The organism is Pseudomonas sp. NPDC096925 (assembly GCF_044762545.1).
GTDB lineage: Bacteria > Pseudomonadota > Gammaproteobacteria > Pseudomonadales > Pseudomonadaceae > Aquipseudomonas.
The window spans coordinates 190,566-204,570 of sequence record NZ_JBIWEM010000007.1; the positions used below are offsets into that span (position 1 = coordinate 190,566).

Below are 14,005 nucleotides of genomic sequence, written 5' to 3' on the forward strand. Positions count from 1 at the left end.
AGACTCTGGACTGTTGGGTGCAGTTGAAAGACCGGTGTCTGCCATCAAACTGGGCGGGGCGCTAGTGATGGTGGCAGGCCTGGGTATAGCTCTGTTCGGAGAGTGATGGTCATCACTTTTCTCCAACTGACGGCTGCGTCATGCGGAGCACAACCATTTCTTCCCTGAATACTGCCCATCACAAGCGTCCGCTTTACGCCCTGAGGAAGTCAGTCAACCTAAACCGAGCTTCCTCAGCGCGGCCGCCGATGATCAACACCGGCAGGGCTTTGAGCACCACCAGCGAGAGGTAAAACTGCACGCCCAGGCGTGCGCCCCAGAGCAGCCGGCGACCAGCCCGACGAAGCCAGCGACAGCCCAAACCACCGCCCACACCTTGGGCAGGTTGTCTGTACGTTCCCCATGCATGGCGACGGGCCTCAGGCCACGGCCACGGCTGCGCGCCTTTCCTGCTCCAGTTCGCGCACCAGCGGCAGTACGTGTCTGCCGAAGTACTCGACCTCTTCCTGGAAATGCAGGAAGCCGGAGAGAATCAGGTCGACGCCGATGGCCTTGAGCGCGACGATGCGCTCGGCGATCTGCCGTGGGGTGCCGATCAGGTTGGTCTTGAACCCATCGTTGTACTGCACCAAGTCCTCGAAGGTGGACTTTGCCCAGTTACCTTCGCCTTCCGGGCTGGCCGCCCCTGCGTTCTTCACTTCGCTGCCGAAGCCGTTAACCGCCTCCGGGTCGGCCTTGGCGATGATTTCTGCCAATACCGCACGGGCTTCTTCCTCGGTGTCACGGGCAATGACGAAAGCGTTTACCCCGATCTTCACCGCGTGCCCGTTGGCTGCGGCCTTGGCACGGATGTCATCGACCTGTGCCTTGATACCCTCGACGCTGTTGCCGTTAGTGAAATACCAGTCCGAGACCCTGGATGCCATGTCACGCGCAGCCCGCGAGCTGCCGCCCTGGAAAATCTCCGGATGCGGCCGTTGCAGCGGCTTGGGCTTGAGGGTGTAGTCGTTGAAACGGTAGAAGTCACCGTGGAAGCTGAAGTTGTCCTGGGTCCAGATACCCTTGAGGGCACGGATGAACTCCTCGGAGCGACGGTAGCGCTCGTCATGTTCCAGCCAAGGCTCGCCGATGGCGCGAAACTCGCCTTTGAACCAGCCTGACACCACATTGACGGCAATGCGTCCGCCGGTGAACTGGTCAATGGTCGCCAGTTGCTTGGCCGCCAGCGCGGGCGACCACGGGCCGGGCAGGATTGCGGCGATGACCTTGAGCTTCTCGGTGGCTGCCAGCAGCGCATGGCTGATGGTCACCGACTCGTGCTGGTTGTCGGCGCCGTAGCCGGCAGTAAAACGGATCTGCGACAGCGCGTACTCGAACCCGGAACGCTCGGCGATCTGTGCCAGCTTGCGGTTGTAGTCGATGTCCCAGCTGGTGCGCTGCTCAATCTTGCTGACGACGAGGCCGCCGCTGACATTGGGGACCCAGTAGGCGAATTTGATTGGTTGGCTCATGGCGATGCTCCTGTTGCCGGGGGAAATGAAGTCAGGCCGCACTGGCGACCGGGATCTGGAAGAACGCGCTGACGGTGTCGAGCACCCGTTCGATGCGTTCGAACTGCGCGGGCTCGACCAGATGGTGCTGGTCGAAGGCCTCAACGCTGGCGTACAAGCCATACGGCAGGGTGTGCGCCTGGAAGAAGGCGAACAGGGGGCGTAACTGGTGATCGATCATCAGGGCGTGGCGCTCGCTGCCACCGGTGGCCGCCAGCACTACCGGGACCCCTCTGAGCGACTGGTGGTCTACCAGATCGAACAGGTGCTTGAACAAACCCGTGTAGGAGGCGCGGTAAACCGGACTGCCGACCAACAACAGGTCGGCCTGCTCAATGGCCTGCAAGTGAAGCTGTAAATCGGCGGAGGCGGTATCGCGCTCAAGCGAGCCGGACAAGGCGCTGCAAAGCTCGGCGATGCGCACCCAATGCACGTCAAGGTTCGACAACCTTGCCTGCAGCTTCTCCACCAGCGCCTGCAGCAACCCATGAGTACGCGATGGCGCGCGCAGGCTGCCCGATACCACCACGACCCTGATGACGCTTGTGTTCATGCACATCCCTCCTGCCCTCGCGGCTTCGTCCAGAAGCTCTTGAGCAGCTACCGTGCCAAACCAATAAAGCGTTCAAAATCAATGCGTTGGCCAAAACACTCAACAGCCATTGCTGCTCCGGCACAAGCAGGCTGTTGAATCACTGACTGCAAGCCAACAGCAGGGCCTGAGGCGCCGAATGACCGCCTGGCAACAGCCCTGCGACAGGCTGTTGCCAGCGACACAGCCCGCGCGTCAACGAAAAATGATCAAGCATTTGATTTAAAAGCACTTTTTTAAAGGGCACGGAGTTTGCGAAGGAGCGATGGTGCGCAACCGCACCCATCGAGGAGAACTGCAATGACCGCTCAAGCCCACCTGCCTCAACTGTCCATCGGAACCGACTACGAAACCCTTGCCGCCCGCTTCCGGCCAATCTTTGCGCGCATCGCCGAAGGTAGCGTGGAGCGGGAGCGCACCCGCAGCCTGCCTTTCGAGCCCATCCGCTGGCTCAAGGAGGCCGGCTTTGGCGCCGTGCGTGTTCCCGTCGAACATGGCGGCGCTGGCGCCTCGTTGCCGCAACTGTTCCAACTGCTGATCGAACTGGCCGAAGCCGACTCCAACGTGCCGCAGGCATTGCGCGGGCACTTCGCTTTCGTCGAAGACCGTCTCAATGCCCACGCCAGTGCAGCGCAGGACGTCTGGTTCAAACGCTTCGTCGAAGGTGATCTGGTGGGTTGCGCCTGGACGGAAGTGGGTTCGGTGAAGATTGGCGATGTCATCACCCGTGTCTCGCGCAAAGGCGACAAATGGGTGGTCAACGGAACCAAGTACTACAGCACCGGCAGCCTCTTCTCCGACTGGATCGACCTGTTCGCCCGCCGCGACGACACCGGTGGTGATGTGATCGCGGCGATCCGCACCCGACAGCCAGGCATCACCCAGAGCGATGACTGGGACGGCTTCGGCCAACGCACGACAGGCAGTGGCACCTCGGTGTTCGAGAACGCAGAGGTCGAGGAAGAGAACATCATCGACTTCGCCACCCGCTTCAAGTACCAGACCGCCTTCTACCAACTGGTACTGCTCGCCGTCATCGTCGGTTCGGGTCGCGCCGCCCTGCGCGACTTCAGCCAGGAAACCCGCAAACGCACGCGCGTGTTCAGCCATGGCAATGCACCAGCGGTAAGCCAGGATCCGCAGGTGTTGCAGGTCATCGGCAAGGCCTGCGCGCTGGTCTACGCCGCAGAGGCTGGCACCCTGCGCGCCACCGAGGCTGCGCAGCAAGCCTACCTGGCTCGCTTCGGCCATGACGAGGCCGCCGAGCGCCAGGCCAATATTGCCGCCGAACTGGAGTCAGCCCAGGCGCAGGTGGCGGCCGTGGAGCTGGTGCTGCGTGCCACCAGCGACCTGTTCAACACCCTGGGCGCCTCCAGCACCAGTACCACCAAGCAACTTGACCGCCACTGGCGCAACGCGCGCACCGCTGCCGTGCACAACCCTGTGATCTACAAGGAACGCATCATCGGCGACTGGCACGTCAATGGCACCGAGCCGCCCTACGTCTGGCAGATCGGCGGTGGTGCCAAGCAGCGCTGAAGCCGCCATTCCAATCCCCCTGCGATCACGCCCACCCCCGAGCCACACTCGCGGGTCGGCGTAACTTTTCATCCAGGACATCAAGCTCAACGACCGTTTCTAAAGGAGCCCTTTGATGAGCGAACCCCACCTGCAGCAGCGAGATGAAAGCATCGTGCTGCACCCATCCAGCAAACCAGCCCACCGCTTAGGCAGTGAGCGCGAAGCCATCGAGGCGGCGCACGCCCTGGCTCAGGACTTCCGCCGCGAGGCTGCCGCCCGTGACCGCGAACGCCGCCTGCCCCTGGCGGAGCTGGAGGCCTACTCGCAAAGCGGCCTCTGGAGCATCACCGTGCCTCAGGCTTATGGGGGCCTGGGAGCCAGCTACCGCACCGTCGGCGAGGTGTTCAAGATCATCTCGGCAGCCGACGGCTCACTCGGCCAGTTACCGCAGAATCACTTCGTCATCCTCGCGCACATCGGCTTCGACGCCAGCGACGCGCAGAAGCGCTTCTTCTTCGACCTTGCCCTGTCCGGAGCTCGCTTCGGCAACGCCTTCTCCGAACGCAATGGCAAGCACGTCGCGGACCTCCAGACCAGGATCACACGCGATGGCGACGACTACGTAGTCAACGGGCAGAAATTCTTCTCCACCGGCGCCCTGGTGGCACACTGGATTCCCATCGTCAGCGTGGACGAGCAGGGGCGCCCGCATCTGGCCGTGGTGCCACGGGAAACCGAAGGGCTCAAGGTGATCAACGACTGGTCCAGCTTCGGCCAGCGCACCACGGCAAGCGGCACGGTGCTGATCGAGCAGGTGCGGGTGCAGGCCAGCCAAGTGGTGCCAATCTGGCAGGCCTTCGACCGCCCTACCGCTGGCGGAGCGATCTCGCAGTTCATCCAGGCGGCCATCGATGCGGGGTTGGCACGAGAAGCGCTGGCCGACACCCTGGACTACGTGCGCCGACACACTCGTCCCTGGATCGATTCGGGACTGGAGAAAGCCACCGATGACCCTTACATCCTCCAGCAACTCGGCGACCTGCAGATTCGCCTGCGCGCCGCCGAGGCCGTGCTGGATCTGGCGGCAGATGCCATCGACCTGGCAATACGCGAACCCAGTGAAGAGAGCGTGGCCGAGGCCTCCATCCGCACGGCCGAAGCCAAGGTGCTCACGACCGAGGTGGCCATCCTTGCCAGCAATCGCTTGTTCGAGTTGGCAGGCACCCGCTCGACCCTGGAGGAATACTCCCTTGACCGTCACTGGCGTAATGCCCGCGTGCATACTCTGCACGACCCCGTACGCTGGAAATACCACCTCATCGGCAACTACCTGCTCAACGGCATCAAGCCGCCGCGCCATCCCTGGAGCTGAGCGCAGCCCTGGCCGGGCGCAGGATTCGGCCAGGGGGTTCCCGGAGCATTAAACAAGCATCAGTGCTGGATGATGCAAGGCGGTTGCAGATGCCGCCGCCCCATCAGCCGGCCTTGCCGCCCAGGTAGAAATGCCGGATGTCTTCCCGTGCAATCCGCTCGGCGGCCGCTCCCTCACCTACCACCCGGCCGTTCTCCAGGATGCAGGCATAACTGGCATGGCGCAGGAAGTGGATACGGCCACGGCCTGTACCAGACCGGAGATCGCCTTCAGCGTGGTGCTCTTGCCGGCGCCGTTGGCGCCTAGCAGCGCGACGATATCGCCACCCTGCAGTGAAACCCCGGCCACGGAGAGAATCGCGCCGTCGTAAATCACTTCTATGTCGTTTACCGCAAGCAGCGACTGGCCCGAGCAACGTGCAGCCCCTCAACCTGGCCGCCGTTGATCATCGCGGTCTGACAGCGTGACGACACCGACACCAGCTAGTCGGGGATCTCCTCGTGCGCCTGCAGGTGATGATTGAGCTGGGCGATATGTTCCGGACCAATGCCACAGCAACCACCCACGATGGTAGCCCCCTCCTCGACCCACTGCTGCGCCCACTGCAGGTAGGCCTCAGGCCCAAGGTCGGCGCGGATATCGAGCAGAGTGTCGTTGGCCTGGGCGTCTTCACGCACTGGAGGAAAGGCATTGGCATACACACCGAGTGGCAACTCGCGGGCCTGCTTCTTCAGCACCTGCCGGGCACTGTGGAGCGCGGCGCCCATACTTTCCGGCTGACTGCAGTTGAACAGCAAGGCGCTGGCACCCAGCTCAAGGGCCAGGAGAACTGCCTGCTCCACGCTTTCGCCCGAGCGCAGCAAAGGCTGCGACTGCTCCGTGTCGGGATCGAGCAGCGTGAAGGATAGCCAGAGCGGCTTGCACTCACCGTCCAGCGCGGCATGCACGGCGCGGGCTTCGGCCAGGGAGCTCTGGGTTTCCGCCAGCCAGAAATCCACATACGGCGCCAGGCCGGAGATCAGTTCGCGGTGGATGGCCTGGGAGCGGAGCGGGTCGAAGAGGTCCGGCCGATACGACCCTAGCGCGGGGGGCAGTGAACCGGCAACCCGCACCTGGGCGTCTGCCTCGTCGGCGGCACCACGGGCAAGCTGCCCGGAAAGCCCGGCCAGGGCCCGGCCGGAGCGGGCAAAGCGTTCCTCGCCAATATGAAACGGCACCACCGCATAACTGTTGGTGGTGATCACGCTGGCGCCGGCCGCAATGAACGCGCGATGTACCTGCGCTACGTATTCAGGTGCTTCGAGCAGCGCCAGGGCCGACCATTCCGGCTGCCGGAACGGTGCGCCGATACGCTTGAGCTCTCGCCCCATCCCGCCATCAAGCAGGGTCCAGGCATTCTGAGTCATTGCGCTGCCACCTTGGTGCCAGCGGCACTCAACCAGTGATCGACGGTCGCCTGGTTGGCGGCGACCCAAGCCTTGGCCGCGGCGTCTGCCGGCTGCTTCTCGCGCTCGATCTTGAGGATCAGCTCGTTAAGGGATGCCGGATCGATGCTCACGTTTTCCAGGAATGCGGCGATCCGGGGCGCACGCTGCTGCAGCGCCGAAGAGGCGAGAATGTGCACCTTCGCGTCAGGATAAGCGCAGGTGACGCTGCTCTTGTTCAGCCAGTCGGCATCGACGGTCGGACTGATGAACTTCCAGCAGCCGTCAGCCTTGTACAGGGGATCGCCCTTCTTGTTGTCCTGGGCATAGCCATCGAACGGTGGCTCATCGAGACGGCGCAGGTCATAGGCAGAGAAGATCCAGTCCGGCGTATAGGCGTAGAAGATCACGCCGCGCTCAGCTTTGTAGGCAGCGTCGAGCTTGGCGTAGGTCACCGAGGCTTCGGTGGAGACAGACTCGAAGTTGCCGTCGAAGCCAAAGTCCTTGGCCTTGATCTGACCGATATAGGTCGACTCCCAACCCGCCGGCCCGACCAACAGCTGGGACTTGCCGCCCCCTGGCGGCGCGAACAGCTCGGCGACCTCAGGCCTCTTGAGGTCGTAAACCGACTTCACCCCGTACTTGTCCTGTATATAGCCGGGAATATAAAAACCTTGTACACCAACGTAGGGCTGCTTGTTGGGAACCAGCGAACGGGTGCCGCCGGTGACGTATCTGGCCCAGGCGGCGGACTGGTTCGGCAGCCAGATGTCGGTGAGCACATCCACCGAACCGTCGCCCTTGGCGGCGGCTGCGAACAGTACCGGCAGGTCACCGGCCAGGTAGGACACATCGCCGTCAAGCCGGCTGGTGATGACGTTACCGAGGATGTACTGGATGGCGATGGCGCCGGTCCAGTTCTGCTCGCCGATGACGATCTTGTCCTTGGCGAAGATTGCCGCGGTCGGCACTAGCGCACCCAGCAACGTGACACCAGCGAGTGCGCGGGAAAGGAATCTGGCCATGTAGGGGGTTTACTCCTGAGTGGGACGATGACGTTTGCGAAGGGATGCCTGGATGATCCGGTCGGGCACCAAGGCACAGAAAACAATGGCGATGCCGGCGAGGACGCCCTCCCCACCCTTGATGTTGCGCAGGGCGGTCATGACGTCGTAGCCGAGGCCACCGGCGCCGATCAGCGCTGCCACGACGACCATGGACAGGCTCATCACGATGGTCTGGTTCACCCCTAGCAACAGGGAGCCGGAAGCCAGCGGCAACTCGACCCGGGTGAGCGTCTGCCAGGGCGTCGCGCCGTGGGCGACTGCGGCCTCTACTGCGGCCTTGGGCACCTCCTGAATACCCAGGGCAGTGAGGCGGATCATCGGCGCCAGGGCGAAGATCACCGTGGCGATCACCGCCGGTGTTTTGCCGACGGAGAAAAAGGCTACCGCCGGAATCAGGTAGACGAAGGTCGGCAAGGTTTGCATGACATCGAGCAGCGGCGTGATCACGCGCCGCGCCAGCGGCCGCTTGGCCAGCAAGATGCCGGTAGGAATACCGATCAGCAGCGACAGCAGCACCGATGAGCCGACCAGCGCGACGGTAGAGACCGTGCGTTCCCAGAAACCGAACAGGCCGATGTAGCCCAGGGCCAACGCACTGGTAAGGGCCAGGGTCGCTCCGGCGGAACGCCAGGCCAGATAGATCAGGGCCAGCGCCGGCACCGGCCACGGAATCCAGCCCAGCGCGCCTTCAACGCCTTCGATGACAGTACGCACAGCGACGATCACCCCGACGAAGGCGCTCTCGAAGGTCAACTGAGACCAGCTGATCAACCGGTCGATGGCACCAGCTACCGCAAGCATGCTGTCGCGGTCGGAGGGAAACTGCAGCAGTGCGCCGGCAGCATCAGGCGTCAGGGCGCGCCATAGTGTCAGTGCCTGGCTCGCCAGCAGCAGCACCAGGGGCAATCCCGCGCCATGGGAGTCACGGTCGTGACCGCGCAGGCTCAGCCAAACGCAGGCAGTGCGGTTGACCAGAAGTGCTGCCAGTGCGATGGCCAGCATCCATCCGGCCCCCTCGCGCCACGCGCCAGCGAACCCGGCGAGGGCCGTCAACTCCACCAGCAGCGCCAGCCAGAACAGGCTACTTCGTCCTGCGGCAGCCAGCGCTGCCGGGCCCAACAGGCCTTGGCGAAGCCAGCTGTTTTTCGCAGGCGCTTGCAAAGCGGCCGGCGGCGACGCGCCGAGCACCTCGTCGCCAGGCGACGCAGCGGTGGGACCGATATGCGGCCGCTCGTCGAAGAAATCGGCCACGCCCTCGTCCGCCGGTTGTTCAAGCAGTTCACCGGGGGTGCCGACCTGAATCAGTCGCCCGGCGCGCAGCACGGCGATACGGTCGGCCAGACGCAACGCTTCACCCGGATCGTGGGTCACCAGCAGCGTCGTGATGCCGCGTTCACGCACCAGTTGCAGGAAGCGACCCTGCAGGTCGCGGCGAATGGTCGGGTCCAGCGCGCTGAATGGTTCGTCCATCAGCAGGATGTCAGGGTCGGTGACCAGCGCCCGGGCAAGCCCGACGCGTTGCTGCATGCCGCCAGACAACTCGTGGGGGAAATGCTCGCCCCACTCTGCCAGCCCCACCGCCTGCAGTTGCCGTTGCGCCGCTGCGTGCCGCGCACTTTCCGGCTCACCTCGCAGCTCCAGAGGCAAGGCAACGTTGTCGCGTACGCTGCGATGCGGCAACAATCCGAAGTGCTGGAACACCATGCCGATGCGCTGCGAACGCAGCTGGCGCAGCGCGGGCAACGTCAGGTCGCTCAGCAGCTCGCCATCGATAAGCACATCGCCGCTGCTTGGTTCTATCAACCGGTTGACGTGGCGCAGCAAGGTCGATTTGCCGCTGCCGGATGTACCCATCAGGCAAAGCACCTCGCCACGCCGCACCGCGAGGCTCACTTGCTCAACCGCGCTACTAGAGCCTGACCTGCGGCCCTCGTAGCGTTTGGTCACCACGCGGAATTCCAGCGCGATATCGGCGATCGATGCCGAGGCAAAGGCAATATTTCGTCCACCTGTGCCGGCCAGCGCAGTGGCTTTCACTGGGTCGCCGGCAATCAGTGGGTATTCATCAGCGATCACGTCGCCCCCTGGAGTTCACAAGATTCCAGAGCGACTGAGCAGACTCCATGCCAATCAGCCAGACCCCACGTATTTCCAGGCGTGCCTGCTTATTTAGCGGGAGCGGCATGCTGCGGTAGCAGCATCACTGTACGGCTGCTGTTGGATGGGCAACAGCAAGAAGGGAGCCCGTTATCCAAGGCGAAGGGATGAATACGGTCATTCACGACCCTCCCGCCGCCTGGACACAGCTCGTGAAAGCCAGCCGACGACGTCGGCCGGCAACCGGCATCAACCACGCAGCATGTGGGCTGCCAGGCCGGCCAGAGCACAGGCAACCAGTACCTGGATCACGCCACGCTTGAAGCGGAACAGGGCCACTGCAGCAGCAATAGCGATCAGCGCCGAAGGCCAGTCGAACGCCCCGCCGAAACCCTTTGGCCAGAGCACGTGATAGCCGAAGAACAGGGCCAGGTTGAGGATCACCCCCACGACCGCAGCCGTGATGCCAGTCAGTGGCGCAGTGAACTTCATCTCATTGTGGGTCGACTCCACCAACGGGCCACCGATCAGGATGAAGAGAAAGGACGGCAGGAAGGTGAACCAGGTGACCAGGCTCGCCGCGACCGCACCGGCCAGGAACGGGTGCTCCGCGCCAAACACTAAATGCACATAACCACCGACAAAGCCGACGAAGGCAACCACCATGATCAACGGCCCTGGCGTGGTTTCCCCCAAGGCGAGACCATCGATCATCTGGGTAGGTGACAGCCAGCCGTAGTGCGCGACGGCGCCCTGGTAGACATAGGGCAGTACGGCGTAAGCGCCACCAAAGGTCAAAAGTGCGGCCTTGGTGAAGAACCAGCCCATTTGCGTCAGGGTGCCGGCCCAGCCAAACGCCAGTGTCAGCAGCCCCATGGGCAAGGCCCAGAGTACCGCGCCGATCAGTACCAGGCGCAGCAAATGCCCCACCCGAAAACGCGCATGCTCAGGCGTTGGTGTGTCGTCGTCGATCAGCGCCGGGCCGTAACTGCTATTGGCAGCGCCATGACCGCCACCAATCACGAATTTGCCGGGCGCGAACCGGCCGCCTACATAACCGATGATACCGGCGACCAGCACGATCAGCGGGAAAGGCACGTTGAGAGCGAAGATAGCCACGAACGACGCCGCGGCCATGGCCCACAGCCAGCCGTTCTTCAGCGCGCGCGAGCCAATCCGGTGAGCCGCGTGAACGACGATCGCCGTGACTGCAGGCTTGATGCCATAGAAGATCCCGGCCACCACCGGGACCTCGCCAAAGGCAATGTAGACCCAGGACAAGCCAATCAGGATGAACAGTGAGGGCAACACGAACAGTACGCCGGCAATCACCCCACCCCAGGAGCGGTGCATGAGCCAACCGATGTAGGTGGCTAGCTGCTGTGCCTCAGGGCCTGGCAACACCATGCAGTAGTTCAGTGCGTGCAGGAATCGCTTCTCGCTGATCCATCGCCGCCGCTCAACCAACTCCTCGTGCATGATCGAGATCTGCCCGGCAGGTCCGCCAAAGCTGATAAAGCCCAGCTTGAGCCAGAACAGAAACGCTTCAAACAAGCCAATCGGCTTGCGAGCAGCTTGCGATGGAGGCTGTTCGTTTACTGCGGAGGTGGTTTCAACCATTTGGGTTTTCCTCACTTGCGAAAGCCGTCAGCAGGCCGTCGAAGATGCCCCCGGCGACCGTTGTCAGTTGATCATCGTCGCCAATGCTTTCTCTCAAGCCCGCGAGGACGCGCTCGATGCCAGGCGCCTCTGAGGGCTGGCTTCCACCAACATCCAGGTAATGCACGACGGCGGCCAACCGAGACAGGCCTGGCTGCTGAATGGCAAAACTTTCGATGAGGGTTTCGAAGGACACACGCTCCCCGACATGGCTGAACGTTGCACCGTCGAAGTCGAAGCCGAGCGCATCGCTCGGGCAGTCGTCAGGGCTGCCCAACCAGATGAATCGGGCGTCAGCATCGATGAAGCGACGTATCAACCAGGCACATGCCAGCCGATCCACCCAGGGGCGCCTACGGGTTGCCCAGCAGCGGCCCTGGTAGTCGATACGTTCCAGTCGGGTGATAACCTGATCGTGCGCACTCGGCTCATCGCAAGACAGTGCGCGGCTAATCGCGGCTTCAAGCTCCTGCAGCGCCGAGTCGGCTTGTGCCCTGGGCACGCCCGGGAAAAAATCGATCGCTGCCAACTGGCCGAAGGCCTTCCTGAGCTTGCGCACCTGCCGTGCTGTCTGCAGCGCATTGTCCGGCGCCAGTTCAGCCCTGCAGCCTGCGATTTCTGCCATCAGTCTGGCGTACTCATCGCTCCTGTCGAACAGCTTGCTGAAGCGCTCTTCACGCTCCGGCAGCGACAGGAGAAATGCCGTGCCGTTGATGGCCAGTACGTCTCGCTCGACGGCTTCGAAAACCTCCCGACCCGAGCGTTGCTCGGGCAGCAGGTAAACACCATCCCTCAACACTGCGGCTCCAGAGGCCTTCAGGGCTCTCCAGGCACGCATTCGCTCTGTGGCATTGGCCGTCGGCAATCCGAGAATCAGTAGCAACCAATCCATTATGTAGCTCATTCAACATAAATTGTTTAATTCGCTACATTAATCCAGAACTACGGAAAATCAACAGGCGCGCTCCAATTCGGGCCAAAAGCTGAAGCTCGGTGCATGACGTGCCTTTTTTTGAGGCACACCTGTCGGCGGTCCCTCGGGCCGCTCCGCTACGGCTGCGCGCTGCGCAGTCATTGAATGCAGCAATAAAATCTCGCGGTTTCAATGTGTTACCGCTCGCTTCTTGCCATTTCGCAGCTGTGCCGGGCTTTCGGCACCTTCATTGCAACGGCCCTTGCGTGCACGACGCACCAGCAATTGATTGGATTCGAGGCTCACCGCAGACACAGCACCCACCGACCCCAGCAAGGCCGCACCCGAATATGTAGATGAACCGCAATGAAGCTGCCGGCAACGGCGGCAAGGAGTGGGTATGTCCCGGGCATTTTTCAATGAAATGTACGAAACGAACGGAAGTTGCCGCCCGCATTACCAGGAGTTCGCTCGCTGGTTGGCAAACACCCCATTGGAGTTGCTGGAGCAACGCCGACGCGAAGCCGACCTGCTGTTTCACCGCGCCGGTATCACCTTCACCTTGTACGGTGACAAGCAAGACACCGAGCGCCTGATCCCCTTTGACATCATCCCGCGCAGCATTCGCGCCAGCGAATGGCGCATGGTCGAGCGCGGCTGTATCCAGCGGGTGCACGCCCTGAACCTGTTCCTGCAGGACATCTACCACGACCAGCGCATCCTCAAAGCCGGCATCATCCCGCCGGAGCAAGTGCTGGCCAATGAAGGCTACCAGATCGCCATGCAGGGCCTGGGGCTGCACCGTGGGCTCTATGCCCATATCGCCGGCGTCGACCTGGTCCGCGATGGTGATGGCAGCTACTTCGTGCTGGAGGACAACCTGCGCACCCCCAGCGGGGTCAGCTACATGCTCGAAGACCGCAAGATGATGATGCGACTGTTCCCCGAGCTGTTCGCCGCACAGCGCATCGCCCCGATCGACCACTACCCCAACCTGCTGCTGGACACGCTCAAGAGCGCCAGCCCACTGGACAACCCCACCGCCGTGCTGCTCACACCTGGCCGCTTCAACAGTGCCTATTTCGAGCACGCCTTCCTGGCTCGGGAAATGGGTATCGAACTGGTCGAGGGCGCGGACCTGTTCATCCGTGACGAGCATGTCTACATGCGTACCACCGCCGGTCCGCAGCAGGTGGATGTGATCTATCGCCGCCTGGACGACGATTACCTCGACCCGCTGTCGTTCAACCCTGACTCGATGCTGGGCGTGCCGGGGCTGATCTCGGTATATCGCGCCGGCAACGTGGTGCTGGCCAACGCGGTGGGCACCGGTGTGGCAGACGACAAGTCGATCTACCCGTATGTCGACGACATGATCCGCTTCTATCTGGGTGAAGAACCGGTGCTGAACAACGTCCCTACCTGGCAGTGCCGCAGGCCTGCAGACCTGTCCCATGTCCTGGCCAACCTGCCCGACCTGGTGGTCAAGGAGACCCAGGGTTCCGGTGGCTATGGCATGTTGGTCGGGCCAGCGGCAACCAGCGCACAGATCGAAGACTTCCGCGCCCGCATCAAGGCCCGCCCGCATGCCTACATCGCCCAACCTACCCTGTGCCTGTCCACCTGCCCGACCTTTGTCGACAGCGGCATCGCACCGCGCCACATCGACCTGCGCCCGTTCGTGCTGTCTGGCAGTGAAACCCGACTGGTGCCAGGCGGCCTGACCCGCGTGGCACTTCAGGAGGGCTCGCTGGTAGTCAACTCGTCGCAGGGCGGCGGTACCAAGGACACCTGGGTGGTGGAGGACTGA

At 62.8% G+C, this 14,005-nt stretch carries 10 protein-coding genes and 2 pseudogenes; 3 read left to right on the forward strand and 9 right to left on the reverse strand.

Annotated elements, in window-relative coordinates:
* Window positions 1-241: 241 nt before the first annotated feature.
* The 3 genes and pseudogenes from ACIQYU_RS19790 to sfnS all read right to left on the reverse strand — a co-directional run.
* A pseudogene (locus tag ACIQYU_RS19790) lies at window positions 242-384 on the reverse strand (branched-chain amino acid ABC transporter permease); the annotation flags it as partial.
* A 35-nt stretch (window positions 385-419) separates the two neighbouring features.
* Complete coding sequence (gene sfnG / locus ACIQYU_RS19795) at window positions 420-1,511, reverse strand: dimethylsulfone monooxygenase SfnG (protein WP_207830149.1); 1,092 nt, start codon at window positions 1,509-1,511, stop codon at window positions 420-422.
* Window positions 1,512-1,542: 31 nt separating this feature from the next.
* Window positions 1,543-2,103: an NADH-dependent FMN reductase SfnF gene (gene sfnS / locus ACIQYU_RS19800; protein WP_207830154.1), complete on the reverse strand. Its 561-nt coding sequence runs from the start codon at window positions 2,101-2,103 to the stop codon at window positions 1,543-1,545.
* A gap of 339 nt (window positions 2,104-2,442) precedes the next feature.
* Between sfnS and ACIQYU_RS19805 the strand changes: the two genes are divergently transcribed.
* On the forward strand, window positions 2,443-3,681 hold the full coding sequence (locus ACIQYU_RS19805; RefSeq protein WP_207830156.1) for an acyl-CoA dehydrogenase family protein: 1,239 nt from the start codon (window positions 2,443-2,445) through the stop codon (window positions 3,679-3,681).
* A 115-nt stretch (window positions 3,682-3,796) separates the two neighbouring features.
* Window positions 3,797-5,035: an SfnB family sulfur acquisition oxidoreductase gene (locus tag ACIQYU_RS19810; protein ID WP_402801684.1), complete on the forward strand. Its 1,239-nt coding sequence runs from the start codon at window positions 3,797-3,799 to the stop codon at window positions 5,033-5,035.
* 231 nt (window positions 5,036-5,266) lie between these two features.
* On the opposite strand, the pseudogene ACIQYU_RS19815 reads toward ACIQYU_RS19810, so the two are convergent.
* The 6 genes and pseudogenes from ACIQYU_RS19815 to ACIQYU_RS19840 form a co-directional block, all read right to left on the reverse strand.
* Window positions 5,267-5,434: pseudogene (locus ACIQYU_RS19815) on the reverse strand (ATP-binding cassette domain-containing protein); the annotation flags it as partial.
* Between the two features lie 83 nt (window positions 5,435-5,517).
* Window positions 5,518-6,441: a homocysteine S-methyltransferase family protein gene (locus ACIQYU_RS19820; protein WP_402801687.1), complete on the reverse strand. Its 924-nt coding sequence runs from the start codon at window positions 6,439-6,441 to the stop codon at window positions 5,518-5,520.
* Window positions 6,438-7,484 (reverse strand): glycine betaine ABC transporter substrate-binding protein, encoded by a 1,047-nt coding sequence (locus tag ACIQYU_RS19825; RefSeq protein ID WP_207830164.1) that lies wholly within the window; start codon window positions 7,482-7,484, stop codon window positions 6,438-6,440. Before ACIQYU_RS19825 ends, ACIQYU_RS19820 begins: the two co-directional genes overlap by 4 nt.
* A gap of 9 nt (window positions 7,485-7,493) precedes the next feature.
* Window positions 7,494-9,548, reverse strand: a complete 2,055-nt coding sequence (locus ACIQYU_RS19830; RefSeq protein ID WP_333956658.1) for an ATP-binding cassette domain-containing protein — start codon at window positions 9,546-9,548, stop codon at window positions 7,494-7,496.
* 324 nt (window positions 9,549-9,872) lie between these two features.
* The gene (chrA, locus tag ACIQYU_RS19835; protein ID WP_207830168.1) at window positions 9,873-11,243 is read right to left on the reverse strand and encodes a chromate efflux transporter; all 1,371 of its coding nucleotides are present in this window, start codon (window positions 11,241-11,243) and stop codon (window positions 9,873-9,875) included.
* Window positions 11,236-12,177 (reverse strand): chromate resistance protein ChrB domain-containing protein, encoded by a 942-nt coding sequence (locus tag ACIQYU_RS19840; protein ID WP_207830634.1) that lies wholly within the window; start codon window positions 12,175-12,177, stop codon window positions 11,236-11,238. The genes chrA and ACIQYU_RS19840 overlap by 8 nt, the downstream gene beginning before the upstream one ends.
* A 418-nt stretch (window positions 12,178-12,595) precedes the next feature.
* Here ACIQYU_RS19840 and ACIQYU_RS19845 point away from each other — a divergent pair, with 418 nt between their 5' ends.
* Entirely contained in the window at window positions 12,596-14,005 is a 1,410-nt protein-coding gene (locus ACIQYU_RS19845; protein WP_207830170.1) for a circularly permuted type 2 ATP-grasp protein, read from the forward strand.

Bases quoted from the DNA above. Each gene is read 5' to 3' on its own strand.
- sfnG (WP_207830149.1), bottom strand. From the start codon at position 1,511: ATGAGCCAACCAATCAAATTCGCCTACTGGGTCCCCAATGTCAGCGGC.
- sfnS (WP_207830154.1), bottom strand. From the start codon at position 2,103: ATGAACACAAGCGTCATCAGGGTCGTGGTGGTATCGGGCAGCCTGCGC.
- ACIQYU_RS19805 (WP_207830156.1), top strand. From the start codon at position 2,443: ATGACCGCTCAAGCCCACCTGCCTCAACTGTCCATCGGAACCGACTAC.
- ACIQYU_RS19810 (WP_402801684.1), top strand. From the start codon at position 3,797: ATGAGCGAACCCCACCTGCAGCAGCGAGATGAAAGCATCGTGCTGCAC.
- ACIQYU_RS19820 (WP_402801687.1), bottom strand. From the start codon at position 6,441: ATGACTCAGAATGCCTGGACCCTGCTTGATGGCGGGATGGGGCGAGAG.
- ACIQYU_RS19825 (WP_207830164.1), bottom strand. From the start codon at position 7,484: ATGGCCAGATTCCTTTCCCGCGCACTCGCTGGTGTCACGTTGCTGGGT.
- chrA (WP_207830168.1), bottom strand. From the start codon at position 11,243: ATGGTTGAAACCACCTCCGCAGTAAACGAACAGCCTCCATCGCAAGCT.
- ACIQYU_RS19845 (WP_207830170.1), top strand. From the start codon at position 12,596: ATGTCCCGGGCATTTTTCAATGAAATGTACGAAACGAACGGAAGTTGC.